At 60.5% G+C, this 25,709-nt stretch carries 26 protein-coding genes; 20 read left to right on the top strand and 6 right to left on the bottom strand.

Going from position 1 to position 25,709, the window contains the following annotated elements:
• Positions 1-54: 54 nt before the first annotated feature.
• Positions 55-792 carry an AzlC family ABC transporter permease gene (locus AC07UR_RS19450; protein WP_209792268.1) on the top strand — a complete coding sequence of 246 codons (738 nt, stop codon included), beginning with the start codon at positions 55-57 and terminating at the stop codon, positions 790-792.
• Positions 789-1,133, top strand: a complete 345-nt coding sequence (locus tag AC07UR_RS19455; RefSeq protein ID WP_173419846.1) for an AzlD domain-containing protein — start codon at positions 789-791, stop codon at positions 1,131-1,133. Before AC07UR_RS19450 ends, AC07UR_RS19455 begins: the two co-directional genes overlap by 4 nt.
• 151 nt (positions 1,134-1,284) lie before the next feature.
• Here the strand turns inward: AC07UR_RS19455 and AC07UR_RS19460 are convergent, their stop codons facing one another.
• The 4 genes from AC07UR_RS19460 to AC07UR_RS19475 are packed head-to-tail and all read right to left on the bottom strand — an operon-like array spanning position 1,285 to position 4,147.
• A complete protein-coding gene (locus AC07UR_RS19460) occupies positions 1,285-1,704 on the bottom strand; it encodes an HIT family protein (protein WP_173419847.1) in 420 nt (139 codons plus the stop codon).
• Positions 1,705-1,748: 44 nt separating this feature from the next.
• Positions 1,749-2,936 (bottom strand): GNAT family N-acetyltransferase, encoded by a 1,188-nt coding sequence (locus tag AC07UR_RS19465; RefSeq protein ID WP_209792270.1) that lies wholly within the window; start codon positions 2,934-2,936, stop codon positions 1,749-1,751.
• 4 nt (positions 2,937-2,940) lie between these two features.
• Positions 2,941-3,666: a glycerophosphodiester phosphodiesterase gene (locus AC07UR_RS19470; RefSeq protein ID WP_173419849.1), complete on the bottom strand. Its 726-nt coding sequence runs from the start codon at positions 3,664-3,666 to the stop codon at positions 2,941-2,943.
• A 13-nt stretch (positions 3,667-3,679) separates the two neighbouring features.
• On the bottom strand, positions 3,680-4,147 hold the full coding sequence (locus tag AC07UR_RS19475; protein ID WP_025426816.1) for a RidA family protein: 468 nt from the start codon (positions 4,145-4,147) through the stop codon (positions 3,680-3,682).
• 144 nt (positions 4,148-4,291) lie between these two features.
• Between AC07UR_RS19475 and AC07UR_RS19480 the strand changes: the two genes are divergently transcribed.
• The 14 genes from AC07UR_RS19480 (at position 4,292) to AC07UR_RS19545 (ending at position 18,592) form a co-directional block, all read left to right on the top strand.
• Positions 4,292-5,119 (top strand): cell envelope integrity EipB family protein, encoded by an 828-nt coding sequence (locus AC07UR_RS19480; protein ID WP_209792273.1) that lies wholly within the window; start codon positions 4,292-4,294, stop codon positions 5,117-5,119.
• 180 nt (positions 5,120-5,299) lie between these two features.
• Complete coding sequence (gene rpsB, locus AC07UR_RS19485; protein ID WP_077498297.1) at positions 5,300-6,067, top strand: 30S ribosomal protein S2; 768 nt, start codon at positions 5,300-5,302, stop codon at positions 6,065-6,067.
• Positions 6,068-6,323: 256 nt separating this feature from the next.
• A complete protein-coding gene (tsf, locus tag AC07UR_RS19490) occupies positions 6,324-7,247 on the top strand; it encodes a translation elongation factor Ts (protein WP_173419851.1) in 924 nt (307 codons plus the stop codon).
• Positions 7,248-7,438: 191 nt separating this feature from the next.
• Positions 7,439-8,161, top strand: a complete 723-nt coding sequence (pyrH, locus tag AC07UR_RS19495; RefSeq protein WP_209792276.1) for a UMP kinase — start codon at positions 7,439-7,441, stop codon at positions 8,159-8,161.
• Positions 8,162-8,213: 52 nt separating this feature from the next.
• On the top strand, positions 8,214-8,774 hold the full coding sequence (gene frr, locus AC07UR_RS19500; protein WP_025426821.1) for a ribosome recycling factor: 561 nt from the start codon (positions 8,214-8,216) through the stop codon (positions 8,772-8,774).
• A 40-nt stretch (positions 8,775-8,814) separates the two neighbouring features.
• Positions 8,815-9,558, top strand: coding sequence for an isoprenyl transferase (locus tag AC07UR_RS19505; RefSeq protein ID WP_173419853.1), 744 nt, complete (start codon positions 8,815-8,817; stop codon positions 9,556-9,558).
• Positions 9,558-10,391 carry a phosphatidate cytidylyltransferase gene (locus tag AC07UR_RS19510; RefSeq protein ID WP_173419854.1) on the top strand — a complete coding sequence of 278 codons (834 nt, stop codon included), beginning with the start codon at positions 9,558-9,560 and terminating at the stop codon, positions 10,389-10,391. Before AC07UR_RS19505 ends, AC07UR_RS19510 begins: the two co-directional genes overlap by 1 nt.
• Before the next feature lie 29 nt (positions 10,392-10,420).
• A complete protein-coding gene (gene rseP, locus AC07UR_RS19515) occupies positions 10,421-11,554 on the top strand; it encodes an RIP metalloprotease RseP (RefSeq protein WP_173419855.1) in 1,134 nt (377 codons plus the stop codon).
• Positions 11,555-11,805: 251 nt separating this feature from the next.
• Positions 11,806-14,142: an outer membrane protein assembly factor BamA gene (gene bamA, locus AC07UR_RS19520; RefSeq protein ID WP_209792278.1), complete on the top strand. Its 2,337-nt coding sequence runs from the start codon at positions 11,806-11,808 to the stop codon at positions 14,140-14,142.
• Between the two features lie 48 nt (positions 14,143-14,190).
• Positions 14,191-15,255, top strand: a complete 1,065-nt coding sequence (lpxD, locus tag AC07UR_RS19525) for a UDP-3-O-(3-hydroxymyristoyl)glucosamine N-acyltransferase (protein ID WP_209792280.1) — start codon at positions 14,191-14,193, stop codon at positions 15,253-15,255.
• Positions 15,248-15,712: a 3-hydroxyacyl-ACP dehydratase FabZ gene (gene fabZ / locus AC07UR_RS19530; RefSeq protein WP_025426827.1), complete on the top strand. Its 465-nt coding sequence runs from the start codon at positions 15,248-15,250 to the stop codon at positions 15,710-15,712. Before lpxD ends, fabZ begins: the two co-directional genes overlap by 8 nt.
• Before the next feature lie 2 nt (positions 15,713-15,714).
• A complete protein-coding gene (lpxA, locus tag AC07UR_RS19535; RefSeq protein WP_412728407.1) occupies positions 15,715-16,524 on the top strand; it encodes an acyl-ACP--UDP-N-acetylglucosamine O-acyltransferase in 810 nt (269 codons plus the stop codon).
• Positions 16,525-16,526: 2 nt separating this feature from the next.
• Positions 16,527-17,417, top strand: coding sequence for an LpxI family protein (locus AC07UR_RS19540; protein ID WP_173419859.1), 891 nt, complete (start codon positions 16,527-16,529; stop codon positions 17,415-17,417).
• Positions 17,414-18,592 (top strand): lipid-A-disaccharide synthase, encoded by a 1,179-nt coding sequence (locus AC07UR_RS19545; protein WP_209792284.1) that lies wholly within the window; start codon positions 17,414-17,416, stop codon positions 18,590-18,592. The genes AC07UR_RS19540 and AC07UR_RS19545 overlap by 4 nt, the downstream gene beginning before the upstream one ends.
• A gap of 200 nt (positions 18,593-18,792) precedes the next feature.
• Here AC07UR_RS19545 and gltA read toward each other — a convergent pair whose 3' ends face one another.
• Positions 18,793-20,082 (bottom strand): citrate synthase, encoded by a 1,290-nt coding sequence (gene gltA / locus AC07UR_RS19550; protein WP_077498285.1) that lies wholly within the window; start codon positions 20,080-20,082, stop codon positions 18,793-18,795.
• A 177-nt stretch (positions 20,083-20,259) separates the two neighbouring features.
• Positions 20,260-20,580: a hypothetical protein gene (locus AC07UR_RS19555; protein WP_234942039.1), complete on the bottom strand. Its 321-nt coding sequence runs from the start codon at positions 20,578-20,580 to the stop codon at positions 20,260-20,262.
• On the opposite strand from AC07UR_RS19555, the gene AC07UR_RS19560 reads away from it, so the two are divergent.
• From AC07UR_RS19560 to AC07UR_RS19575, 4 genes are all read left to right on the top strand, one after another.
• Positions 20,546-22,882 (top strand): ComEC/Rec2 family competence protein, encoded by a 2,337-nt coding sequence (locus tag AC07UR_RS19560; protein WP_412728409.1) that lies wholly within the window; start codon positions 20,546-20,548, stop codon positions 22,880-22,882. The two genes, AC07UR_RS19555 and AC07UR_RS19560, sit on opposite strands and share 35 nt — an antisense overlap.
• A 181-nt stretch (positions 22,883-23,063) precedes the next feature.
• Complete coding sequence (gene exbB / locus AC07UR_RS19565; protein WP_209792288.1) at positions 23,064-24,185, top strand: tonB-system energizer ExbB; 1,122 nt, start codon at positions 23,064-23,066, stop codon at positions 24,183-24,185.
• Between the two features lie 3 nt (positions 24,186-24,188).
• A complete protein-coding gene (gene exbD, locus AC07UR_RS19570) occupies positions 24,189-24,614 on the top strand; it encodes a TonB system transport protein ExbD (protein WP_077498282.1) in 426 nt (141 codons plus the stop codon).
• A 240-nt stretch (positions 24,615-24,854) separates the two neighbouring features.
• Entirely contained in the window at positions 24,855-25,520 is a 666-nt protein-coding gene (locus tag AC07UR_RS19575) for a protein-L-isoaspartate O-methyltransferase family protein (RefSeq protein ID WP_173421011.1), read from the top strand.
• The last annotated feature ends 189 nt before the right edge of the window (positions 25,521-25,709 follow it).

Below are 25,709 nucleotides of genomic sequence, written 5' to 3' on the forward strand. Positions count from 1 at the left end.
CCGGATGATCTCATCCGGCAGCGTTTTTCTGAATAGAACATTCCGGAACAGCTGATGAAAAGTGATGAAAACGACCAGTCGTCGGTCGTCTGGTTTCTGAGCGGCATGCGTGGCCTGTTCAGCCTACCCGCCTTTATCCTGATGCTGTCCTTCGTCGGCTTCTGTTCGCTGACGGCGCAGGCTGGAATTCCGCCGGAACAAGTCGTGTTCATGACCGGCATGGTCTGGGCATTGCCAGCCAAGGTCATTCTCGTCAGTTCGATGATGAGTGGCGCAAGCCTGGCGGCCGCCTTCCTTGCCGTCTCGCTCTCTTCCGTCCGTCTGATGCCGATGGTTGCGGCGCTCATTCCCGAATTGCGCACGTCGAAGACACCGACATGGCTTTTGCTGTTCCTGTCGCATTTCGTCGCGATCACCGCCTGGGTGTTCGCGATGGAGAGGGTGCAGGCGGTGCCGCGCGGCAGGCGTGTCGCCTTCTTCGCCGGTTTCGGCATCACGCTGGTTGTCGCCAATATGGTGCTGGTCGGCGTCGTCTATCACTTCGTCGCTGATTTTCCGCCGATTGTCGCGGGTTGCCTGTTCTTCCTGACACCGATCTATTTCCTGGCTTCGATCTGGCATTCGGCGCGCCATCCGGTCGTCCATATCGCGTTGCTCATCGGCCTGGTGGCCGGTCCGTTGTTCTATTGGCTCGTGCCCGAATTCGACATCCTGCTTGCGGGCGTCGGCGGCGGGACGCTGGCCTGGGCCACGGAGCGGCTGTGGCATCGGCGCAAGGAAGCCAGCGCATGACGTGGCAGGATGGTTGGTGGGCCTACGCCTTCATCGCGATTGCCGGATGGCTTGCAACCGACATCTGGCGCTGGCTGGGTGTCATTGCCGGAAACCGGCTGCGCGACGATTCCGAGGCCCTGAACTGGGTGAGGGCGGTTGCGACCGCGCTCGTCGCGGCCGTCATCGCCAAGTTGATCCTCTATCCGACGGGCGTACTTGAACAATCGCCGCTATGGCTGCGCCTGGGGTCGGTGGCGATTGGCGCAACGGCATTCTTCCTGCTCGGCCGCAAACCGGCAATCGGCATCGCCACAACGATAGCAGCATTGGCAGCAGGCTTATGGTGGCTAGGTTTCTAGAGCGCCGTTCAGTGGGACGCACCAAGGACGTTCTAGCACTCTGATTCTAAAGCATCTTATCCGCCTGCAGCGATTGCACTTGAAAGCCAGATGCTCGGGAAATGCGAAGCGTGGCAGGTGACGGCCGCTGGCGCGACCGTCAGACTTGCATTCAAAGTGCCTGGCGCACTTTCTCGGCATTGGCGGCCAGCACCGCGCCATCTTCCATCGTACCGGAATGGGGCTTCAGCGGAACGCCGTCGCGTCGCGGAATGACGTGGAAGTGCAGGTGGAAGACGGACTGGCCGGCGGGCGCTTCATTGAACTGCATGATCGTCACGCCGTCGGCATCGAAAGCCTCCTTGGCGGCGACGGCGATTTTCTGAACCGCGGCGATCAGCGCCGGCAGGCTCGCGGCGTCCGCATCCAGCAGGTTGCGGGAAGGTGCTTTGGGAACGACCAGCATGTGGCCCTCTGCCTGCGGCATCACGTCCATGAAGGCGATCGTCGCATCGTCCTCGTAGACACGATGCGACGGGATCTCGCCCCGCAGGATCTTCGCGAAGATGTTGTTGGTGTCGTAAGCGCTCATTGTCTTTCCTCGTAGATTGGATCCGGCCAGAACCGGAGAGCGGTTCAATCGTCCTGGCGCTCACCTTTTCGGAAAGGGCCGTGCTCTGCAAGAAACTCAGCCGTTTCCTCCACATCCCTGCGTTCGCGAACGAGATAGTCCTCGACTGCGCGGGCGAGGCCGGGATGGCTGATGTAGTGTGCCGAATGGGTTGTGACCGGCATGTAGCCGCGGGCGAGCTTGTGCTCGCCCTGCGCACCGGCTTCCACGCGCTTGAGGCCCTTTGCGATCGCGAAGTCGATTGCCTGGTGATAGCAGACTTCGAAATGCAGGAAAGGGTGGTCCTCGGTGCAACCCCAGTGGCGGCCATAAAGCGCATCGCCGCCGATGAAGTTGATAGCACCTGCAATATAGCGGCCATTGCGACGCGCCATCATCAGAACGATGTCGTCTGGCATGCGCTCGCCGATCAGCGAATAGAAGGCGCGCGTGAGATACGGGCGCCCCCACTTGCGGCTGCCGGTATCCATGTAGAACGTGAAGAACTGGTCCCAGATCGCTTCCGTCAGATCGCTGCCGGTTAGCCAGTCGATCGTGATGCCATTTTCAAGTGCCGCACGGCGCTCCTTCTTCAGGGCCTTGCGTTTTCTGGATGCCAGCGTTTCCAGGAAGTCGTCATGGGTGCCATAACCTTCGTTGAGGAAATGGAACTGCTGGTCGGTGCGGTGAAGGAAACCGGCGTTTTCGAAGATTGGCATCTCCGCTTCACGCACGAAGGTCACATGCGCCGACGAGGCATCGTGCCGTCGCGCCAGTTCCTTCAAGCCTGCCGCAAGCCCATCCTGTACGGGCGAGCCATCGTCCCCCGAAACCGTCAGCAGCCTCGGCCCGGTTGCCGGCGTGAATGGAATGGAGCCTTGAAGCTTCGGATAATAGCGGCCGCCGGCGCGCTCGAATGCGTCCGCCCAGCCATGGTCGAAGACATACTCACCCTGGCTGTGGTTCTTCAGATAGCAGACGAGCGCCCCGAGAAGTTGTCCATCGGAGCCCTCCATCAGCAGATGTTGCCCGAGCCAGCCGGTTTTGGCGGTGGCCGAGCCCGATTCCTCCAGCGCCGAAAGATAGGCATGCGAGACGAACGGATTGTAGATTGCGCCGTCTCGCCCCTTCGCCGCGCCGGAAAGCGTGTTCCAGCGCGCCGCCGGTATCTCGGCGAAGGATTGCTCTATGCGGATGGTGACGGCGTCGGACATGAGCTCAGGAAATCAACGCCTCCCGCGGGTCGAAGCCCTCGAAGGTCATCTGGTCGGCGTGGGCGTAGGTATATTCTTCAGCCTGCCTGTCGCGAACGGTCCAGGTGATGATCGTCCGGCCGAGGGTGCGTTCCTTGGTGATGAACGAATTCGGCAGATGGCCGTAATGGTAGGAGATGAAGTCGAGGCCGAGTTGCATCGCCTCTTCGTGCACGAAGAAGGTTTCCGGTCTGGCACCTTCGGCGGTCAGGCCGAGTGGGTAGGGCGCATCCAGTGCTTTCAGGTCCTTGAGCAGCCAATGGTCGAAGCTCATCAGGGCGACGTGGCCCTTGTAGCCTTCGAGCGTTTCGAGGACGGCTGCGGCAAAGCCCTCATCGTCGCCCTTGCGCCCCTTCAGTTCGATGACTAGCGGCACTTGGCCCTTGACGAGCCGTAGCATCTGCGACAGCGTCGGGACCTTGTCCTTCGTGCCGCCGATCGCCATCAGGCCGAGTTCACCGGCCGTTCTCGCCCGCACGTCGCCCTTGATGCCGCAGAGCCGCTCGGTGTCGTCGTCATGGAAGACGACAGGCACGCTGTCGGCGGTGTATTGCAGGTCGCATTCGATCGCGAAGCCGGCGTCCGCAGCGCGGGAAAACGCCGAGAGCGTGTTCTCCCACACTTGCTTGTTCATGTCGTGATAGCCGCGATGGGCGATCGGCTGGGCCTTCAGCCAGGAAAGGTCAGTCATGCCTGGCACCTGATCACGCGATCTCGATGACGGCGTCGATCTCGACGGCGGCATTGAAGGGCAGGGCGGCCATGCCGACGGCAGCGCGCGCATGCTTGCCTGCGTCGCCGAGGACATTGGCCAGCAGGTTGGAGGCGCCGTTGAGCACAAGATGCTGTTCGATGAATTCCGGCGTGGAGGCAACGAATCCGTTGATCTTGACCAGCCGGCGGATGCGGCCGAGGTCGCCGCCGAGCGCGGATTTGGCCTGGGCGAGAATATTGATCGCGCAGAGTTCGGCGGCGCGCTGGGCGCCCGCGACGTCGACGTCCTTGCCAACATGGCCGGTCACTGCGATCTTCCCGCCTTCCATCGGCAGCTGTCCGGAGATGTAGAGCATCGAGCCGCTGATGACGTAGGGTACGTAGTTCGCCGCCGGCGCTGCCGCCTGGGGAAGGGTGACGCCGAGGTCCTTGAGGCGCGTTTCGATCTCTGCGGACATGGAAAGCTCCGTTGTTGTCTTTTGTGTTAAAATCCGGCATTCAGGCCGGATCGCGGTGGGCGACGGCATTTAAATGTAGTGACGCCTCGCTTCTGCCGAAAGCTTGTTTATAGCATTGCCCGCGAGTCCAACAGGAGGAAACGGATGTTTCGTAAAGGCTTCGGTCTCGCCGGTTTCGGCAGCGCTTGCTTTGCAGCGATGATGGTTTCTGGCCCCGGCGCGGCGAGCGCAAATGTCCTTGTGCCGCATCGGGCCGTCTACGACCTCGAGCTCAAGGACGCTTCCGACCGATCGGGCATTTCCGGCATGTACGGCCGAATGGTCTACGAGTTCAATGGATCGGCCTGCGAGGGGTACACGGTCAGTTTCCGCTTCGTGACGCAGGTCAATACCGGCGAAGAAACGCGCATGACCGACCAGCAGACGACCACCTATGAAGATATGAAGTCCGGCAACTTCCGTTTTTTGACGCGCTCGTTCACCGACGAGAAGCTCGACAAGGAAGTGCGCGGCACGGCCCATGACGACAAGACCGGCGTCAAGGTCGAACTGACCGCGCCGGACAAGCGCGAGGTCGAGCTGGCGGCAAGCCGGTTTCCGACCGAACATATGGTCGAGGTCATCGACCGTGCCAAGAAGGGCGAAAGCTTCTTCGAGGCACGGATCTTCGACGGATCCGATTCGGGTGACAAGACGCTGATCACCTCGACCTTCGTCGGCAAGTCGCGCAAACCGTCGGCCGACGAGCCGGATGCAGGCAAGGCTGGCAAGCTCGGGACCGAGAATTACTGGCCTGTCACCATCTCCTACTTCAACGACGACAAGAGCGGCGATGCGCTGCCGATCTACCGCATGTCGTTCAAACTGTACGAAAACGGCATTACCCGCGATCTGACGATGGACTACGGCGACTTCGTGCTGAGCGGTAAGCTCGCCGACCTCGAAGTCTTCAAATCGGAAGAATGCAAGTAGTCGATATGACAAAAACGGACTCCAAGTCTTGATTTGTCGGGCAGTTGCCGGTAAGGGGCTGCCCATTCCACACGTGAGGCATGGGATGTTCCGGGAGAAATCCGGATCGTTCCGCCGGTGGGCTTTTCAAAAGAAGAGCTCGACGTCTCGCGGAGGTTCAACCGGAAAAGGAGAAAAGGCATGGCATTGCCTGATTTTAGCATGCGCCAGCTGCTTGAGGCTGGTATTCACTTCGGCCACCAGACACATCGCTGGAACCCGAAGATGAAGCCCTACATCTTCGGCGATCGTAACAACGTTCACATCATCGACCTCGCACAGACCGTTCCGATGCTGTCGCGCGCACTCCAGGTCGTTAGCGACACAGTCGCCAACGGCGGCCGCGTCCTGTTCGTCGGCACCAAGCGCCAGGCTTCTGAAATCATCGCTGACGCTGCAAAGCGTTCGGCCCAGTACTACGTCAATGCTCGCTGGCTCGGCGGCATGATGACCAACTGGAAGACGATTTCGAACTCGATCCAGCGTCTGCGCAAGCTCGACGAAATCCTCGCTTCGGAAGCTTCGGGCTTCACGAAGAAGGAGCGTCTGAACCTTGAGCGCGAACGCGAAAAGCTCAACCGCGCTCTCGGCGGTATCCGCGACATGGGCGGCACGCCGGACCTGATGTTCATCATCGACACCAACAAGGAATCGATCGCAATCGACGAAGCCAAGCGTCTTGGCATCCCGGTTGTCGCCGTTATCGACTCCAACTGCGATCCGGACCAGATCGACTACCCGATCCCGGGCAACGACGACGCATCGCGTGCAATCGCTCTTTACTGCGATCTCATCGCTCGTGCAGCCATCGACGGCATTGCCCGTCAGCAGGGCGCATCGGGCCGCGATCTCGGCGCATCGGCTGAAGCTATGATCGAGCCGGCGCTCGACGAAGCCTCCGAAGCCTGATCGGACGGCGCGGCGGACATAGGATCGCCGCACCAATCTAATGTCGGGACGAGGCCGTTTGGGACGAAAGATCTGAACGGCCTTGTTCTTTTCAGCGAGGGATGAAGCGGCTTGGGCCGGCGATCCGCGCCCCGGACACGACAGCGGTGGGCGCGTTCATCACGGTGTCACATTCGCAAGCCATTCCCCTGCCAAACCTCCTGGTGCCGCGCCACTTGCGGGCAGCGCGCCAGCCAAACAGACAAAGAGGCAAAAGATGAGTGTAACTGCAGCAATGGTGAAGGAACTGCGCGAAAAGACCGGCGCAGGCATGATGGATTGCAAGAAGGCGCTCGCCGAAACCAATGGCGACATGGAAGCTGCGATCGACTGGCTGCGTGCCAAGGGCATCGCCAAGGCCGACAAGAAGTCGGGCCGCACGGCTGCTGAAGGCCTCATCGGTATCGTCAGCGGCGGCGTCAAGGCTGTTGTCGTCGAAGTCAACTCCGAGACCGACTTCGTTGCCCGCAACGAAGCCTTCCAGGAACTGGTTCGCGGTGTTGCCAACGTTGCTCTCGGCACCGACGGTTCTGTCGAAGCCATTGCCAACGCCAACTACCCGGCAACCGGCAAGTCGGTCGACGACACGATCAAGGATGCGATCGCCACCATCGGCGAGAACATGACGCTCCGCCGCGCAGCCCTGCTGCAGGTCGAAGACGGCGTCGTTGCCACCTACATCCACAACGCTGCCGGCGACGGCATCGGCAAGCTCGGCGTTCTCGTTGCGCTGAAGTCGATTGGCGACAAGGAAGTTCTGTTCTCGGTCGGCCGCCAGGTCGCCATGCACATTGCTGCCACCAACCCGCTGGCCATCCGCGCCGACGAAGTCGACGCTGCTGTTGCCGAGCGCGAACGCAACGTGTTCATCGAACAGTCGCGTGCTTCGGGCAAGCCGGACAACATCATCGAAAAGATGGTCGAAGGCCGCATGCGCAAGTTCTTCGAAGAAGTCGCCCTGCTGTCGCAGGCCTTCGTCATGAACCCGGAAATCACCGTCGGTCAGGCCATCAAGGATGCTGAAAAGCTTGCTGGCGCACCGATCGAAGTGACCGGCATGGCCCGTCTTCTGCTCGGCGAAGGCGTCGAGAAGGAAGAATCGGACTTCGCAGCCGAAGTTGCGGCTGTCGCCAAGGGCTGATTTCTTCACCCTTGTTTGGAAAACCTCAGGGCATCGCGTGACAACGCGGTGCCCTTCGTGTATCCGGCTTCGTCAATGCGCCGGACCCGCCGGAAAATGCTCCGCAGCGGTTGAAACCGGGTAGCGCACTATGTCCTTATACGCAGCGCGCCTTTTTGCGTGCACGCGTACCGATCTGATCAGGAGCGATGATGCCGGCCGAGCCAATCTACAAGCGTGTTCTACTCAAAGCCTCCGGTGAAGCCCTGATGGGAAGCCAGGGCTTCGGCATCGATGTGGCTGTCGCTGACCGCATTGCGGCCGACATCGCCGAGGCGCGCGCCATGGGCGTCGAAGTTGGCGTCGTCGTCGGCGGCGGCAACATCTTCCGCGGCGTCGCCGTCGCCTCCAAGGGTGGCGACCGGGTGACCGGTGACCATATGGGCATGCTGGCAACCGTCATCAATGCGCTCGCGCTGGCGACGTCGCTGCGCAAGCTCGACATCGACACGGTGGTGCTCTCGGCAATCGCAATGCCTGAGATCTGCGAAAGCTTCTCGCAGCGCGCAACGCTCTACCATCTGTCGCTCGGGCGCGTGGTGATCTTTGCGGGCGGTACCGGCAATCCGTTCTTCACGACCGATTCTGCAGCCGCGCTGCGCGCCGCCGAAATGGGTGCCGAGGCGATCTTCAAGGGCACGCAGGTGGACGGCATCTATTCCGCCGACCCGAAGAAGGACCCGACAGCGACTCGCTTCGACCACCTGACCCACAGCGCCGTCCTGGAAAAGGGCCTGGCGGTGATGGATGTGGCAGCGGTGGCGCTGGCGCGCGAGAACGCCATTCCGATCGTCGTCTTCTCAATCCACGAGAAGGGCGGCTTTGCCGAAATATTGACCGGTGGCGGCCGCGCCACCATCGTCATGGACAACTAGAAGCTGCCAGACAGCTATCTGCCGATGAAAGACAGAACGGGAGTTTTCAACCATGAGTGAAGGTGTAGACCTGAAGGAACTGAAGCGTCGCATGGATGGCGCTATCTCGGCATTCAAGAGCGATATCGCATCGCTACGCACCGGCCGCGCGTCGGCGAATGTTCTCGATCCGGTGACCGTGGAAGCCTATGGCTCGCGTGTTCCGCTCAATCAGGTGGCAAACATCACTGTGCCAGAACCGCGTATGCTGTCCGTTTCGGTCTGGGACAAGCAGATGGTCGGCGCCGTCGATCGCGGCATCCGCGAATCGAACCTCGGCCTGAACCCGATCATCGACGGCCAGAACCTGCGCATCCCGCTGCCGGAACTCAACGAAGAGCGTCGCAAGTCGCTGGTCAAGGTTGCGCACGACTATGCCGAAAAGGCCAAGGTCGCCGTGCGGCACGTTCGTCGCGATGGCATGGACGACCTGAAAAAAGCCGAAAAGGATGGCGACATCGGGCAGGATATCAGCCGTGCTCAGTCCGAGCGGGTGCAAAAGATGACCGATGAAACGATTTCCGATATCGACCGCTTGCTCGTCGATAAGGAAAAGGAAATCATGCAGGTCTGATCTGCCCCTGATCCTTTGAGTCTCCTTTCGCGGACGCCTTATGCAAACTCTCCTCCCGATCACCGTTCCGGAACACGTTGCCATCATCATGGATGGCAACGGGCGCTGGGCGAACGCGCGCGGACTTCCGCGCACGATGGGGCACCGCAAGGGTGTTGAGGCGGTTCGCGACGCCGTGAAGACGGCGGCGGAAGCCGGGGTACGCTACCTCACGCTCTTTGCGTTCTCGTCAGAAAACTGGAACAGGCCGCAGGCCGAAGTGACGGATCTGATGGGCTTGCTCAAGGCCTTCATTCGCCGTGACCTTGCCGATCTGCATCGCGAAAACGTCCGCATCCGGATTATCGGCGAGCGGTCGAACCTGCGAGGCGACATCCTGCCCCTGCTGATCGAGGCCGAGGAGACGACGAGCGGAAATACCGGCATTACGCTGGTGATCGCCTTCAATTACGGTGCGCGTGACGAGTTGACGCGCGCCATGCGACGCCTGGCGACGGAAGTTGCCGAGGGGCGCCTGCGGCCCGAGGACATCACGCAGGAACGTATTGCCGCTTCGCTCGATACGGCCGGGATACCCGATCCGGATCTCATTCTTCGCACCAGCGGCGAAGAGCGGCTTTCAAACTTTCTGTTGTGGCAGGGCGCCTATTCGGAACTGCTGTTTGTTCCCGAGCTTTGGCCAGACTTCACACGCGAGACGTTCCTGTCCGCGCTCGAGAAATTCGCCTGCCGCGAGCGTCGCTTCGGCGGTCTGGCGCAGCCGACGTTAGCGGTTGGTTCGTAATGCAAACAGAACTCAAGCTTCGCATCGCTTCCGGAGTGGTGCTCGCGGCGGTCGCCCTTGGCGCGACCTGGTTCGGTGGCCTGGCCTTCCAGCTGCTTTCGGTGGCGATCGCCTTGCTCGTCTACTACGAATGGTCGACGATAACAGGCCTTGCGGAACGTGATTTCCAGGGCAACGCCTTCGGTTGGCTGTCTCTGGCGACAATCGCGGCGCTCATTCTTCTCGGAAACATCGGCTACAGTCTGCCGGCCCTGCTCCTTGCCGTCGTAATAGCGGTGCTCTGGGTGTCGCTCAAAAAGGGGAGCTGGTGGCTGCCGGGTGGGATTGTCTACGCCGGATTGACAGGTATCTCGTTGGCTGCGCTGCGAGGCGCCGACAACCCTGGCCTGGTGGCGACGTTGTTCGTCTTCGCCGTCGTCTGGGGAACCGATATTCTTGCCTATTTCGTCGGCCGCGCCCTCGGCGGACCCAAGCTGGCGCCGCGCATTTCGCCCGGCAAGACCTGGTCCGGTGCGATTGGTGGCACCGTCTGCGGTGTTCTAGCCGGAACGGCCGCTTTTATGGCATACTTCCCGCTGCAAGACCTGCGTATCCCGATGTTGGCGCTGGTTCTTTCCGTCGCGAGCCAGATCGGGGACCTCTTCGAATCCTTCATAAAGCGCCGCTTCGGCGTCAAGGATTCGAGCCATCTCATTCCTGGGCATGGCGGGGTCATGGATCGGGTCGACGGTCTGGTCTTCGCCTGTATCGCCACGCTGGTCCTTGTCCTGATACAGTATGTCGTCAGCGATGGGCGTCAGATCGCCTTCGGTTCGGTCCTGCTCGGCCTGTGATGCTGGTGGCAGGCACTTAAGGAAAGTCCATGACATATCTGCTTGATGCCCTGCAATTCGTGACCGGCTACATTGTTCCATTCCTGCTGGTTCTGACCCTCCTCGTCTTCGTGCACGAAATGGGACACTACCTTGTCGGCCGGTGGTCGGGCATTCGTATCCTCGCATTTTCGGTTGGCTTCGGACCGGAACTGCTGGGCTGGACCGATAAGCATGGCACCCGGTGGAAGTTCTGCGTGATACCGCTTGGCGGCTACGTCAAGTTCTATGGCGACGAGGATGCGGCCAGCACGCCGGACTACAAGCGGCTCGAGACGATCTCGCCGCAAGAGCGGGCGCAAACCTTTCTCGGGGCCAAGCTGTGGAAGCGGGCCGCGACGGTGGCGGCAGGCCCCATCGCAAATTTCATCCTTGCCATCGCCATTTTTGCCGTTCTCTTCGCCGTCTACGGGCGTTCGGTGGCAGACCCCGTCGTCGCTCAGGTCAAGGAGAACAGTGCCGCGGCCAAAGCCGGCATTCTGCCGCGCGACCGGTTGATCGCCATTGACGGGACCCCGGTGGCGACGTTTGACGATGTTCGTCGCTATGTCAGCGTGCGGCCCGAACTCGAGATCAAGATCCGGATCGAGCGGGACGGTGCATTCCTGGATCTTCCCATGGTGCCGCAGCGGACCGAGATTTCCGACCAGTTCGGAAACAAGATGGAGATTGGCATCATCGGTATCGTAACCGATCAGGATGCCGGCAATTTCCGTCTGGTCACCTATGGCCCGATCGAGGCGATCGGGCAGGGTGCGCTGCAGAGCTGGCACATTGTTACCGGTACGTTCGACTATCTGGCGAATCTCGTTACCGGGCGGATGAAGGCGGATCAGCTTGGCGGCCCCATCCGTGTGGCCCAGGCGTCAGGTCAAATGGCGACCCTGGGTGTTGCAGCCGTGCTGCAGCTTGCGGCTGTCCTGTCAGTTTCCATAGGATTGCTTAACCTCATGCCCGTTCCGGTGCTTGATGGCGGCCATCTGATGTTCTATGCGGTTGAGGCCTTGCGCGGAAAGCCGGTTGGAGCCGCCGCGCAGGATGTCGCTTATCGGATTGGCTTTGCCATGGTGCTGATGCTCATGGTTTTTGCCACCTGGAACGACATTTCGATGTTCTTCGGCTAGCGTTCGGCCGGGGAGTGTTTGGGCGGATACGACGACCGATACTGTGAACGATAGGATTTCAATGGCTTGTGCAGCAAGGATTTGTTTACGATAACTCGAATCTGTAGTGGCCGTTAAGCCACGGTTCGAATTGAAGTAAACAGAAATTAACGAGCTGGCTTGCTTGTATGGGAAAAGCGGGTAAAACGGCAACCGTGACCGGAGTCGGCACGAAATTGCCGCGCGACGTTGGGAAAAGGTAAGATTTGAACATGAAAGCTGGTTCAAGGTTTTTGAACGCGGTGTCTGCGTTTGCGCTATCCACGAGTATTGTGGTTTCTGGCGCTGGTGTTGGATTGCTCGCAGGCGCTTCCGTCGCAGAGGCCGCCACCATCAGTCGTGTTGAAGTTCGCGGAGCCACGCGCGTCAGCGCTGAGACGGTGCGCGCGAACATCACGATTGTTCCCGGTAAGAGCTTCAGCAATGCCGATATCGATGCTTCCGTGAAGCGTCTGTACTCGACCGGCTATTTCTCTGATGTCAGCATCAATATTGCCGGTGGGACGCTCGTCGTCACCGTCAGCGAGAATCAGCTGATCAACCAGGTTGTCTTCAACGGCAATCGGAAGATCAAGGACGACAAGCTGCAAGGCATCGTTCGCACCCAGCCGCTCGGTCCCTACAGCGAAGCAACCGTCGAAACCGATATTCAGTCGATCAAGGAAGCCTACGCGGCGATCGGTCGCAGCGATATCACGGTGACGACCCAGGTTGTTCCGATTGCCGAAGGTCGTGTGAACCTTGCCTTCGTGATCAACGAAGGTGAGCGTACCAAGATTTCGCAGATCAATTTCGTCGGCAACGAAGCCTACAGCGATGGTCGTCTGCAGTCGGTGATCGCGACGAAGGAATCGGGCATCTTCTCGTTCCTGACCCGCAAGGATGTTTACAACCCGGACAAGCTGCGCGCCGACGAAGAGCTGCTGCGCCAGTTCTATTTCAACCGTGGCTACGCTGACTTCCAGGTCATTTCGTCCGAGGCTACGCTGAACGAGGCGACCAACGAGTACACGGTGACGGTCACCGTCGAAGAAGGTCCGCGTTACGACTTCGGTGCGGTGACGGTTGAATCGACGGTCGAAGGTGTGGATGCTGAATCACTGAAGGGTGTTGTCCTCAGCCGCGAAGGATCGGTCTACAAGGCCAAGGATATCCAGGAAACGATGAGCGAGATTTCGAAGCGCGTCGCTTCGGCTGGCTACCCGTTTGCGCGCGTCACCCCGCGCGGTAACCGCGACCTCGGCAATCATACGATCGCAGTCGATTATCTCGTCGATCAGGGCGAGCGCGCCTATGTCGAGCGCATTGAAATCCGCGGCAATACCCGCACACGTGACTACGTTATCCGTCGCGAGTTCGATATGGGCGAAGGCGATGCCTTCAACCAGGAAATGGTAGCGCGTGCCAAGCGTCGGCTTGAGGCTCTTGGCTACTTCTCAACCGTCAACGTCTCGACGGCTCCCGGCAGTGCTGCCGACCGTGTCGTGGTTATCGTTGACGTTCAGGATCAGTCGACCGGTTCGTTCGGTATTGGTGCCGGTTACTCCGCTGGTAGCGGTGGCGGCTTCCTCGTCGAAGCCTCGATTGAAGAAAAGAACTTCCTCGGTCGCGGTCAGTACATTCGCGTCGCTGCAGGTCGCGGCGATGAGAGCCGGACTTACAACGTTTCGTTCACCGAGCCGTATTTCCTTGGTTACCGTCTGGCCGCAGGCTTCGACGTCTTCAAGAATGAAAACGACTTTGATGACGACAACTACAGCTATGAAGACCAGGGTTTCAGCCTGCGCATAGCGGCTCCGATCACCGAAAACCTGTCGACGACGCTGCGGTACAACTATACGCAGTTCGACTATAGCAGCGGTAATCTCGCAGATCTGTCGTCGCCTTACGTTCGCGCAGTTGAGGGTGGAAATTGGCTCCGCTCGTCGGTATCGCAGTCGGTCACCTACAACACGCTGGATGACGCGCAGCTGCCGCATGACGGTATCCTGGCAACGTTCACCCACGAGTTCGCGGGCCTCGGCGGTGATTCCGACTTCTACAAGATGACCGGTAAGGCCAAGTGGTACTACACCGTGAACGACGAAGCGGACATCATTGCCTCGCTTAGCGGTGGTGCTGGTCATATCTTCGAAACCGGCAGCGACCTGCAGGTCTTCGACCAGTTCCAGCTCGGCAGCAACGATATTCGCGGCTTCGAGCGTAACGGTATCGGTCCGCGCGACCAAAGAACGGGCGACGCGCTTGGCGGCACAACGTACTTCACGGCTTCGGCTGAAGCGACGTTCCCGCTTCCGGGTATCCCGCGTGACAGCGGTTTCCGCGGCGCGGTCTTTGCCGATGCGGGTACGCTCTATAGCAACAAGGTCGCCATGTTGCCTTCGGAAACGGTCCAGGGCAACGGTTCCTCGCTGCGTGCGTCGGTCGGTCTCGGCTTGATCTGGGCTTCGCCGTTCGGTCCGCTGCGTGTCGACTACGCCTGGCCGATCGCGAAGGAAGATTTCGACAAGGTTCAGAACCTGAAGTTCGGTATTTCCTCGTCGTTCTGATAAAGAAGCAGTCCAGAACTGCCGAAAGTTGATTGTTCTGGAGTGTCCATGGAACAGAACTGGTTTTTTCCGCCCCATAAAGGGATTCGTTTGGGTGACCTTGCGGATCAAGTTGGGGCGGAGTTGTCGGATGGCGCGGTCGCAGATCGCGCTATCCATTCCGTAGCACCTGTCTATCGGGCAAAGCCCGGTGACATTTGCTATATGCTCTTGCGCAAGTACCGCGCTGAGCTGGAGAGCTGTCAGGCCTCCGCGATTATCTGCGACAAGACGATCGCTCCGCTCGTGCCGCCTCACATTCCCATTCTCCTGACTGGACGGCCGCATACGGCCTTTGCTCTGGCTGGCACGCTGTTGCACGAGGTGGCGATGCGCCCGTCGCGCAATACCAGCCTTGCTGGCGTCTCACCGGCTGCTTTCGTCGATCCGTCCGCGCGTCTGGAAGAGGGCGTTGAGGTCGAGCCGATGGCTGTGGTCGGGGCCGATGCGGAGATTGGTAGCGGCACCCGGATTGCTGCAGGTGCGGTGATCGGCCCCGGCGTTCGTATCGGGCGCGACTGCACGATCGCGGCAGGCGTCAGCGTTCTTTGCGCTCTTGTTGGCAACAACGTCATCATCCATCCCGGTGCACGGATCGGCCAGGACGGGTTCGGCTACGCGCCGGGTCCCAAGGGTGGAATGATCAAGATTGTCCAGGTCGGGCGTGTGATCATTCAGGACCATGTCGAGATCGGTGCAAACACCACTATTGATCGTGGCACGATGGACGACACTGTCATCGGCGAGGGCACGAAGATCGACAACCTCGTGCAGGTGGGCCACAACGTCCGCATCGGCCGCTATTGCGGTATTGTCAGCCAGGTCGGTATCGCCGGCAGCACCAGAATTGGTGACGGCGTGATGATCGGCGGTGGCAGCGGCGTCAACGGCCACATCACCGTGGGCGACGGCGTGCAGATTGCCGCGATGAGCGGCGTTGCAAGCGACGTGCCTGCGGGCGAGCGTTATGGCGGTATTCCAGCGCGTCCGATGCGCGATTTCCTGCGCGATGTCGCCGAAATGGCGTTGCGCGCAAGTGACAGACAGAAAAAGAAGGGTGGCACGAATGAGTGAGGCGGCAACGGTTCTGGGTACGGCGGATATTCAGGAGATCCTGAAGCTTCTCCCGCATCGCTACCCCTTCCTGCTCGTTGACCGGATCATCGAGATCGACGGTGACAATTCGGCGATTGGCATCAAGAATGTCTCGGCGAATGAGCCGCACTTCACCGGCCACTTCCCGGAAAAGCCGATCATGCCGGGCGTATTGCTGATTGAAGGCATGGCGCAGACCGCAGGCGCGATCTGTGCGCGCAAGACTGCTTCGGGCACCAACCTCGTCTACTTCATGACCATCGACAATGCGCGGTTCCGCAAGCCGGTTGTTCCGGGCGATCGTGTCGAGTTTCATGTCGTGAAGCAGAAGCAGCGCGGCAATATCTGGAAGTTTCATTGTGACGCAAAAGTTGACGGGCAACTTGTCGCGGAAGCTGATATCGGCGCGATGATAGTCAGCACGGAAGACGCTTGAACATGATTGCAGCAACAGCGAAGATCCACCCGTCCTCGATCATCGAAGATGGGGCGACGATCGGCGAGAACGTCAAGATCGGCCCGTTTTGTTACATCGGGCCGAAAGTCGTTCTCGGCGACGATATGGAACTCAAGAGCCACGTCGTCGTGGACGGCCGTACGACGATCGGCAAGGGCTCCAAGATTTTCCCGAATGCCGTCATCGGTGGAGATTCGCAAAGCGTGCATCACAGCACGGTCGACACCATCCTGCAGATCGGCGACAACTGCACGATCCGCGAAGGCGTGACGATGAATGCAGGCACCGTCGAGTATGGCGGCGCGACGATCGTCGGCAATAACAATCTGTTCCTCGCCTATTCGCATGTGGCGCATGATTGCCGCCTCGGCGACAATATCATCATGTCGAACAACGTGATGTTGGCAGGCCACGTAACGATCGGGGACCGGGCAATCCTCGGTGGCGGCTGTGCCGTACATCAGTTCACGCGCATCGGCCGACAGGCGTTCATCGGCGGTCTTTCGGCCGTCAGCTACGACGTCATTCCCTATGGTATGCTAAACGGCAATCCCGGCGTCCTGAGCGGGCTCAACGTGGTGGGCATGACTCGCGCGGGCATCGAGCGTGCAACCATCCACGTGGTGCGTCGCGCCTACAAGCAGATCTTCGAAGGGCCGGAATCGGTTCGCGCCAATGCAGCCGCGATTCGCGCTGATTATGCGGACTGTGCACCGGTCGTCGAAATCCTCGATTTCATTGCAGCCGAGAGCGACAGGGCACTGTCGTCGCCAAGCCGCGGCAAGGCCTGAGCGTGACGTCGGCCGGGGCGAGCCGTGCGGCAAAAGGCGGCCGGCTCGCGATCATCGCCGGAGGTGGCGCTTTACCCCACCACGTGGCCGAGGCGGTTCGCGCCCGGGGAGAAGATCCCTTTATCATTGCGCTCTCGCGCGAAGCAGAAGAGAGCGATTGGCTTGAGTTCGATCACTCTGTTCTCCCTATCGGTGATTTCTCCGCGATCAGCCGCACCTTTAGGGATGAAGGTATCGACCGGGTCGTGCTTTCGGGTTGGGTTCGCCGGCGGCCGGAATGGCGCGATATTCGACCAACGCTTAAAACGCTTGCCAAGGTCCCGAGCGTGTTGAGGACGCTGGTGTCCGGCGGAGACGATGCCGTCTTGCGCATGGCGATGCAACTCATCGAAGCGAGCGGCGCGCATGTGATCGGCGTGCACGAGGTCGTTCCGAACCTTCTGGCAGATCCGGGGCCCATAGGCGCCCTTGCTCCATCAAGCGATGATCGACGCGATGTTGAGGCGGGTATCGCTGCCGCCAACGCGCTCGGTGCTCTTGATGTGGGGCAGGGCGCCGTCGCCGTCGGTGGCCGAGTGGTTGCGCTGGAGGGTGCTGAAGGCACCGATGCGATGCTCGAGCGCGTAGCGACACTCAAGGCGGAAGGACGGGTCTCGGCGCGCCGCCGCGGGGTGCTGGTCAAGCTGTGCAAGCCGGAACAGGATTTGCGTGCAGATCTGCCGTCGATCGGACCATCGACAGTTGCCGGCGCCGTCGCTGCGGGGCTTGCCGGAATTGCCGTCGAAGCCGGCCGCGCTCTGGTGCTCGAGCGTGCCGAGGTGATCGAGGCCGCCAACCGGGCAGGGCTGTTTGTCATCGGCGTCGAGCGCAGCGATTACCGGGGAAGGGCATGAGCGGACAAGGCTATAGGCTGGCGGTGATCGCCGGCGAGGTATCGGGTGATCTGCTTGGGACAGATCTGGTGCGGGCACTGCGCATCCAAAGCGGCCGTGATGTCGAATTGGTCGGCGTCGGCGGGGACGGCCTGGAGGGCGAAGGTCTGAAATCGCTGTTCGACTATTCCGAACTGTCGATCATGGGCTTTTCGCAGGTGCTGGCGCGTCTGCCGAAGCTGATTCTGCGCATCCGGCAGACCGCCAATGCTATCATTGCGGCGCGCCCCGATGCCCTGCTGATCATCGATAGTCCGGATTTCACCCATCGTGTGGCGCGTCGCGTGCGTGCCGCACTGCCGGATCTGCCCGTCATCAACTATGTCTGCCCGAGTGTATGGGCGTGGAAGCCGGAACGTGCGCCACGCATGCGCAGCTATGTCGACCACGTGTTGGCGGTTCTGCCGTTCGAACCCGAGATCATGCGCAAGCTCGAGGGCCCGCCGACGACCTATATAGGCCATCGCCTGGCCTCGGACGCCAATGTGCTTGCCGTTCGCGCCAGCAGGCGTGAGAAATTGCGCGAGGCGAATGGCAGTTCCGTTTCGACCTGTCTGCTTCTGCCGGGCTCTCGGTCGAGCGAGATCGGGCGACTGCTGCCGATTTTTGGGCAGATGGTGGAAGAACTCGCGGCCCGGCATCCGGGCATCCGGTTCCTGTTGCCAACGGTTTCTCGCCAGGAAAAACTGGTACGCGAGATCACCTCCGGTTGGAAGGTTCAGCCGGAGATATCCGTCGGCGCTGCCGAAAAATGGGCGGCCTTCGACAAGGCGGATGCTGCAATCGCCTCGTCGGGCACAGTCATTCTTGAACTCGCGCTTGCCGGCGTTCCGGTCGTCTCGACCTATGATGCCGATTGGCTCGTGCGGTTGCTGCATAACCGCATCCGAATCTGGAGCGGGGCACTTCCCAATCTGATCGCCGATTTCCCGATCGTGCCGGAATATTTCAACCAGAGCATTCGGCCGGGCGCCCTGACCCGTTGGGTCGAGCGGCTGTCTGCCCCGACCGCCCAGCGCGCATCAATGCTCGATGGCTACGCGCTCGTGCAAGAGCGCATGGCGACAAGCAGACCGCCCGGCCAACTGGGCGCTGAGATCGTCCTTGCGCATATGCAGGACAAAAACGTCCGCTAGTTACGCATTTCCCGACGGAAAACCGCTCCGCACTTTTCCTGGAAATGCTTTGGCGACCGATCTCCTTGGGCATTCGATCTTTCGGTGCAGCGATCGCCACGGCAATAGAGTAGACCGGAGCATCGTCGCGATGGTCCGGTCTCCAAATGAAAAAAAGCCCGGTCATTTCTGGCCGGGCTTTTTCATTTTATATCAAGATCTTAACGCTTGGAGACCGGCACGTAGTCGCGCTGCGGAGCGCCGACATAGAGCTGGCGCGGGCGGCCGATGCGCTGTTCCGGATCTTCGATCATCTCGTTCCACTGGGCGATCCAGCCGACGGTGCGCGCGAGCGCGAACAGCACGGTGAACATGGTGGTGGGGAAGCCCAGCGCCTTCAGCGTGATGCCGGAGTAGAAGTCGATGTTCGGGTAGAGCTTTTTCTCGATGAAGTATTCGTCGGTCAGCGCAATACGCTCGAGCTCCATCGCCACTTCGAGCAGCGGATCGTCCTTGTGGCCAAGTTCCGCGAGGACTTCATGCGTGGTCTTCTGCATGATCTTGGCGCGCGGATCGTAGTTCTTGTAGACGCGGTGGCCGAAGCCCATCAGGCGGAACGGGTCGTTCTTGTCCTTGGCCTTGGCGATGAATTCCGGAATACGGTCAACCGAGCCGATTTCGGCCAGCATGTTGAGCGCAGCCTCGTTGGCGCCGCCGTGAGCGGGCCCCCAGAGGCAGGCGATGCCGGCGGCGATGCAGGCAAACGGATTGGCTCCGGACGAACCGGCAAGGCGCACGGTCGAGGTCGAGGCGTTCTGCTCGTGGTCGGCATGCAGGATGAAGATGCGATCCATTGCGCGCGACAGCACCGGGTTGACCACATACTCCTCGCAAGGCACGGCAAAGCACATGCGCAGGAAGTTGGAGGCGTAGTCGAGGTCGTTCTTCGGATAAACGAAGGGCTGGCCGATATGGTACTTGTAGGCCATGGCGGCAATCGTCGGCATCTTTGCGATCATGCGCAGCGAGGCGACCATGCGCTGGTGCGGATCGGTGATGTCGGTCGAGTCGTGATAGAACGCCGAGAGGGCGCCGACGCAGCCGCACATGACGGCCATCGGGTGGGCGTCGCGGCGGAAGCCGGTGAAGAAGCGCGACATCTGCTCGTGCACCATGGTGTGGTGCGTGACGCGATAGTCAAAGTCAGCCTTCTGTGCCTTCGTCGGCAGTTCGCCGTAAAGCAGCAGGTAGCAGACTTCGAGGAAATCGCCATGTTCGGCAAGCTGCTCGATCGGGTAGCCGCGATGCAGGAGCACGCCTTCATCACCGTCGATATAGGTGATTTTGGATTCGCACGACGCCGTCGAGGTAAAGCCCGGGTCGTAGGTGAACATCTTGGTCTGCTTGTAGAGCGAACCGATATCGACCACATCAGGACCGATGGACCCCGATCGCACTGGTAGTTCCGCCGACTTTCCATCGAGTGTTACGACCGCGCTTTTTTCTGTCATGGGGACCCTCCGTCTTATGGCAACGTGGCACAGAGATATGCCACGAAAATGAACGTTGCGAAGTTGCTATATGATTTATTTTCGGCTGCCAAGCTGTACGAAAGGCAAATTGTGCGATGCGAAAATGTGCATATGGCGACGCAATAATCGCACGTTAGGGCAATATGTCCAACGGGATCAATGGCGGTCAAAGCAATGGTGGGGGACCATTCCATATAGGATTGCCGCTTTTTTCGGCAGATAGCGTCCTGGTTGCGGATCTGGCGTGTTGGTTGCATCATCGATGTCGACTGTCTTCGGGGGGAAGTGCCGTACGATGAGCGAGATCGAGGCCCGGTCTTCGATGCAGGATGGAGTTCGCGCCGCTCCGGCGCTACCCGCGTCGGTTTTGGCCGACGGTGCGCCTGCAACGCCTGCGAACAGGCGCGCCAAGCTCGTCTTTCGCTTTTTGAAGTCTATGGCAATGGCTGCGCGCATGCGCCTGCGACCGGCTGCCATTGCTTCATCCTGGCGCAGCGCCATCGAGGAAGAGGCGGCGTTCGGCCACGGATTGGTCCTCGTCCCGGTGCTGCTTGCCGCCGGTGTGCTGACGTGGCTTTCGCTGCCTTATGACCTCGGACTCGTCAAACTTGCACTGCTGCCTTGCGTTTTCGGTATAGCCGCCTTGTCGTGCAACGGGGCCGTGCGCGCCATTCGCCCGCTGATGATCGCCGCCGGATTGTTCAGTGCGGGCATGGTGCTTGTCGCGGCCGAAACGGCGCGCATCGACACGGTCGTGCTCGACGGCCCGGTAACGACCAATCTACGCGGGAAAGTGTTTTCACGCGAGAAGAATGATCGTGAGCATTGGCGCTACGGCGTTCTTATCGAGCAAACCACCGAGCCGACGCTGCGGCGGCCACCGCTCAAGGTCATGGTACTGTCACGCAGCCCGCACACACCGTTGGCGATCGGAGCCACGATCGAAGGCAGGGCACGCCTTTCTCCACCTTCGGGCCCCGCGCTACCGGGTCTCAACGATTTCGCATTTGACGCATACTTCCGGCAGATTGGCGCCGTCGGCTATTTCTACGGTGCGCCGCATAGCCCTGCGGTCGATGCTGGCGCCGCGAAGGAGGACCCTTCGCTTTGGGCGCAAATGGCAGAAGGTCTGGCCGCGATGCGCGCAGCGGTCGGTGAGCGGATCCGCGGGGTGATCGCGGGCGACACCGGTGCGCTCGCCGCGGCGCTGGTGACAGCCGAGGAGAGAGCGATCGGTCGCGAGACGGTCGAGATGCTGCGGCAGGCGGGCCTCGCCCACGTGTTGGCGATTTCCGGTCTCAACATGGTGCTCGCCGCGGGAACCTTCTTGATCGGGGCTCGAACGATCCTGAGCGCGGTTCCCGGGTTGGCGCAGCGGGTCGCGATCAAGAAGATTGCCGCTGCCGGTGCGCTGGCCATGGTCTTTCTTTACATTCTGATTTCCGGTGGCGCTGTTTCCGCGGTGCGCGCGTGGATCATGATCTCGATCATGCTGGTGGCGGTGCTCTTCGATCGTATGTCGATCAGCCTGCGAAACATCGCGCTGGCTGCAATTGTCATCATCATGATCACGCCATCTGCCGTTGCGGGGCCGGGCTTCCAGATGTCTTTCGCCGCCACGTTGGCGTTGGTTGCCGGTTACGCACGCTGGCGTGAGCGTGCGCAAGCTGATGAGCTGGCAGCCGCCGGACGCTGGTGGGGCAGGCGGCTCGTCGTGGGCTTTGTCATCGGCGTGCTTGCGACGTCGCTGATCGGCGGCCTTGCGACGTCCGTCTACTCCGCCGCCTATTTCCAGCGCCTTCCGGCCTACGGCCTGCTCGCCAACGTCCTCGCAGCGCCTCTGATCAGCATTGTCATCATGCCGTTCGGTCTCTTCGCCATGTTGCTGATGCCCTTTGGTCTCGAACAGTATCCGCTTGCCGTGATGGCGTGGGGGCTCGATGGCATGCTGGTGATCGCCCGCTTCGTGACGTCGCTCGACGGCGAATTCCTGACGGGCCGAGTCGGGCCTTTGGCTTTCCTGCTCATTGCCTTTGGCGGCATCATACTGTGCGTGTTGCGGACCTGGCTTGCGGCTCTGGGTGGCGTCGTGTTGCTCGTCGGTTTGATGTGTCTCGTCGTCGAGGACAGGCAGCTGCCGGCGGTTGTGGTGTCGGAGGACGGGCGTCTCGTTGGATTGGTCACTGACGCCGCCATTGCGACGAACCGGGATCGGCCCTCGGATTTCCTCTTTTCACAATGGCAGCGCGCATTGGCGGTCGAGAGCCACGTCGCTCCAATGCCTGCACTTGGGGCGGTAGCCGAGGGCCTCTATCCCGAAGCCAAACGCCAATCCGGCAAGGCAACGCCGCGGGTGTTCGATCCAGCGGCCGCCGCCGCCATCCGCAAGGATTTCAACGCCACGCTCAGTAACGCGTCGCCCAATGTCTTTTCATGCCGCGAGAAACAATGGTGCGTCGCCCGAAGCAATGTCGGATGGACGGTCGCTCTCATCGAAAATCCCAACCTGTTTGAGGTGCTGTGCGATCAAGCCGATCTGTTGATCGTGCCTGGAAGCTTCAGCGAGCGGACCTGTTCATTCGGTCAAGCGCGGATACTGAATGGACGCCTGCTGCGGTTGACAGGTGCGGTCGAGATTTTCGCGGAGCCGACCCTAGGCAATCAGCGTTCGGATATGCGTTTCAAGACGTCGTTTACGTCCCTGCAACGCCCCTGGGAGCGTCACCGTGCCTATGACTGGCGGCGGGGCGACTTTGGCGATGATCCGCCATTCCTCTAAATCTTGAGGCCGGGCGGGTTGAAATGCAGGCGCGAAATTATTCTTGATTTATATACTCCACAAATCCTTGTGTTTCGGTCATAGTTTGTCGTAAAGAGCGGCCAATGCACGTTGAGGTGGCTCGAACTCCGGCCGCCAGTGATTTTGTGATGGCGAAACGGACCAGTACGCGAGGAACAAGATGCCCAACCGAACCCGATCGAAGCTGAGTATTTTGGCGGCAGCGACATTGGTGCTGGCTTGCAGTGTTTCCTCAACGGTCGTTTTGGCTCAGGCCACCTCAATCGACACAACAACCCCGACCATCGGTCAGGTTCAGAGCGCCGAACCGGCGGCAACGGCACCGAGCAACGCAGGCACTGCGGCCCAAGGCGAGCAGCCCGTGGCTTCTGGGGCGGTAACGTCGCAGCCCGTGGGCGCTCAACCGGCTGCCGGTACGCAGCCGACGGAGAACGGAATTGCTGTGACCGGAGCAGATACCGGCGGACAAACCCCGCCCGTATCGGTTGATACCCCCGCAGTCGAAGCGCCGTCGGAAGTCGCCGCCAACCCCATTCTGCCGCATGATCTCTCGCCGATGGGTATGTTCCTTGCTGCCGACATGGTGGTGAAGACCGTGATGATCGGACTTGCGCTTGCCTCGGTGATCACCTGGGCGATTTTCGTGGTCAAGACGTTCGAACTCTTTGCCGCAAAGGCACGCCTTGGCCGTGCTGTCCGTCAACTCTCGGCTGCAAACGGATTGGCTGAGCTTAAGTCCACATTCGACGGCAGGTCGGGGCCTGCCGCGGAAATGGTTGCCGCTGCGATCGACGAGATGGTGCGTTCCGAGGCTGTGCTCGATCACGCGCCGGCGGCAGGTCTCAAGGAACGCGTCGCATCGCTGCTGACGCGCATCGAAGTTCGCGCCGGCAAGCGCATGACCAGCGGTACGGGGATTCTTGCCTCGATCGGATCCGTCGGTCCGTTCGTCGGCCTGTTCGGAACCGTCTGGGGCATCATGAACTCCTTCATCGGCATCAGCAAAGCACAGACGACCAATCTGGCGATCGTTGCCCCCGGCATTGCCGAAGCGCTGCTGGCGACCGCAATAGGCCTCGTCGCCGCAATCCCAGCAGTTATCATCTACAACTACTTTGCCCGCTCGGTGGGCGGCTACAAGGTGGTCCTCGCCGACGCGGCAGCTGCCGTCGAACGGCTTGTCAGCCGTGATCTCGATCATCGCCTGGTGCGCAAGGCACAACCGCGTCGCCAAGACGGCTTCGCCCATCCGGCAGAAGCATCCATTGCAAGGATCGGGTGAGACATGGCCGGAAAGGTTAGCGATAGCGGCGGCGATCTCGACGAAAACAGCGAGATCAACGTCACTCCTTTCATCGACGTCATGCTCGTCTTGCTCATCATCTTCATGGTGGCAGCACCGCTTGCGACCGTGGACATGAAGGTTGATCTGCCGCAGTCAGTCTCCAAACCGACGCCGCGTGACGACAAGCCGGTGTTCGTGACGCTCAACGCCGATCTTGGCTTGGCGATCGGCAATGAGGAAACGGCCCGCGAAGAGTTTGCGGCGGAGCTTCAGCGCCTGACCGAAGGCAACACCGAGACACGCGTCCTGCTGCGTGCGGACAAGGCCGTCGACTACGGCGAGCTGATGACGGTCATGAACCTCATCCAGAACGCCGGTTATACCAAGATTGCCCTTGTTGGGCTGGAGGGTGCGCCTGGCCGCTGAGTCGGGCGTTAGCCGTTCGGGTGTCGGCCGGCCGCATGTCTGGCGCATTTATCGGGTCGCGCGATCGCCGAACCCGCTTTTCCGGTTTCCTTTTTCCGCTGCAAGATGTCGCTGTCGCTTGAAACCGGCGGGGCGGCGATTTATGAGCTTATGGAAAGGCTGCGCATCGGCAGCCGTATGACGACTGCGCGGTTTTCCGGGATGCCGGTACCGCGCCCATCCGGACACGAGGGCAGTATGATGAATTTCGAAGCGGCGCGCACCAAGATGGTGGACAATCAGATCCGGACGACGGATGTCACGTCCCACGCGATCTTGTCCGCTTTCCTTTCCGTACCGCGCGAAGAGTTCGTGCCCGCGCGCATGAGGGAGCTTGCCTACATCGACGCCGACATCGAGCTCGACGGAACCAAGGGCGTTGGCCCACGGTACCTTATGGAGCCGTCGCCGCTCGCCAAGCTGTTGCAACTTGCCGAAATTTCGAAGTCGGACGTTGTGCTGGAGATCGGTTGTGGCACCGGCTACGCCTCCGCGCTGCTTTCGCTGATCGCCGGCTCGGTCGTCGCACTTGAAAGCGATGAGGCGCTTGCCGCCACGGCGACGGAAACGCTGGCCCGGCTCGGTTATGACAATGTTGCCGTCGTCACAGGCGATCTTGGCAAGGGCTATGCCGCCGAAGCACCCTATGACGTGATCTTCGTTAACGGGTCCGTGGAGGTGCTTCCTGCGGCATTGTTCGAGCAGCTGCGCAACGGCGGCCGGCTGATTGCGGTCGAAGGCTTCGGTAATGCTTCGCGTGCTAAGCTCTATGTCCATGAGCATGGGAAGACGTCCGAAAGGGCGGACTTCAACACTGCGGTAAAGCCGCTTCCCGGTTTTCGCCGCGAGCAGACTTTTGTTTTTTGAGGTGCCACTTATTGAGGTATCTCAACATTTGATTGTGCTGCTAAAATAGCAATGTTGCCAATTGGCAACGAACCACCTGTTTCTTTTTGAAATGATCGTGCGCAGTATCGGTGTACAGTTGTGATCGTGCCGATTCCGGGTTTCAAAGAGTGCTGAGGTAGTGATTTGCTCACCGGTGGGCGGTGTGAG

It is taken from the genome of Ensifer sp. GW821-FHT05G01, assembly GCF_059419585.1.

Excerpts from the sequence above, each read along its gene's own strand:
- AC07UR_RS19450 (WP_209792268.1), top strand. The coding sequence starts at position 55 with ATGAAAAGTGATGAAAACGACCAGTCGTCGGTCGTCTGGTTTCTGAGC.
- AC07UR_RS19460 (WP_173419847.1), bottom strand. The coding sequence starts at position 1,704 with ATGAGCGCTTACGACACCAACAACATCTTCGCGAAGATCCTGCGGGGC.
- rseP (WP_173419855.1), top strand. The coding sequence starts at position 10,421 with ATGACATATCTGCTTGATGCCCTGCAATTCGTGACCGGCTACATTGTT.
- AC07UR_RS19510 (WP_173419854.1), top strand. The coding sequence starts at position 9,558 with ATGCAAACAGAACTCAAGCTTCGCATCGCTTCCGGAGTGGTGCTCGCG.
- AC07UR_RS19545 (WP_209792284.1), top strand. The coding sequence starts at position 17,414 with ATGAGCGGACAAGGCTATAGGCTGGCGGTGATCGCCGGCGAGGTATCG.
- exbD (WP_077498282.1), top strand. The coding sequence starts at position 24,189 with ATGGCCGGAAAGGTTAGCGATAGCGGCGGCGATCTCGACGAAAACAGC.
- AC07UR_RS19560 (WP_412728409.1), top strand. The coding sequence starts at position 20,546 with ATGGCTGCGCGCATGCGCCTGCGACCGGCTGCCATTGCTTCATCCTGG.
- AC07UR_RS19465 (WP_209792270.1), bottom strand. The coding sequence starts at position 2,936 with ATGTCCGACGCCGTCACCATCCGCATAGAGCAATCCTTCGCCGAGATA.
- exbB (WP_209792288.1), top strand. The coding sequence starts at position 23,064 with ATGCCCAACCGAACCCGATCGAAGCTGAGTATTTTGGCGGCAGCGACA.
- AC07UR_RS19475 (WP_025426816.1), bottom strand. The coding sequence starts at position 4,147 with ATGTCCGCAGAGATCGAAACGCGCCTCAAGGACCTCGGCGTCACCCTT.
- rpsB (WP_077498297.1), top strand. The coding sequence starts at position 5,300 with ATGGCATTGCCTGATTTTAGCATGCGCCAGCTGCTTGAGGCTGGTATT.
- fabZ (WP_025426827.1), top strand. The coding sequence starts at position 15,248 with ATGAGTGAGGCGGCAACGGTTCTGGGTACGGCGGATATTCAGGAGATC.
- AC07UR_RS19455 (WP_173419846.1), top strand. The coding sequence starts at position 789 with ATGACGTGGCAGGATGGTTGGTGGGCCTACGCCTTCATCGCGATTGCC.
- AC07UR_RS19505 (WP_173419853.1), top strand. The coding sequence starts at position 8,815 with ATGCAAACTCTCCTCCCGATCACCGTTCCGGAACACGTTGCCATCATC.
- gltA (WP_077498285.1), bottom strand. The coding sequence starts at position 20,082 with ATGACAGAAAAAAGCGCGGTCGTAACACTCGATGGAAAGTCGGCGGAA.
- AC07UR_RS19480 (WP_209792273.1), top strand. The coding sequence starts at position 4,292 with ATGTTTCGTAAAGGCTTCGGTCTCGCCGGTTTCGGCAGCGCTTGCTTT.
- AC07UR_RS19555 (WP_234942039.1), bottom strand. The coding sequence starts at position 20,580 with ATGGCAGCCGGTCGCAGGCGCATGCGCGCAGCCATTGCCATAGACTTC.
- pyrH (WP_209792276.1), top strand. The coding sequence starts at position 7,439 with ATGCCGGCCGAGCCAATCTACAAGCGTGTTCTACTCAAAGCCTCCGGT.
- lpxD (WP_209792280.1), top strand. The coding sequence starts at position 14,191 with ATGGAACAGAACTGGTTTTTTCCGCCCCATAAAGGGATTCGTTTGGGT.
- AC07UR_RS19470 (WP_173419849.1), bottom strand. The coding sequence starts at position 3,666 with ATGACTGACCTTTCCTGGCTGAAGGCCCAGCCGATCGCCCATCGCGGC.
- lpxA (WP_412728407.1), top strand. The coding sequence starts at position 15,715 with ATGATTGCAGCAACAGCGAAGATCCACCCGTCCTCGATCATCGAAGAT.
- frr (WP_025426821.1), top strand. The coding sequence starts at position 8,214 with ATGAGTGAAGGTGTAGACCTGAAGGAACTGAAGCGTCGCATGGATGGC.
- tsf (WP_173419851.1), top strand. The coding sequence starts at position 6,324 with ATGAGTGTAACTGCAGCAATGGTGAAGGAACTGCGCGAAAAGACCGGC.
- AC07UR_RS19575 (WP_173421011.1), top strand. The coding sequence starts at position 24,855 with ATGAATTTCGAAGCGGCGCGCACCAAGATGGTGGACAATCAGATCCGG.
- bamA (WP_209792278.1), top strand. The coding sequence starts at position 11,806 with ATGAAAGCTGGTTCAAGGTTTTTGAACGCGGTGTCTGCGTTTGCGCTA.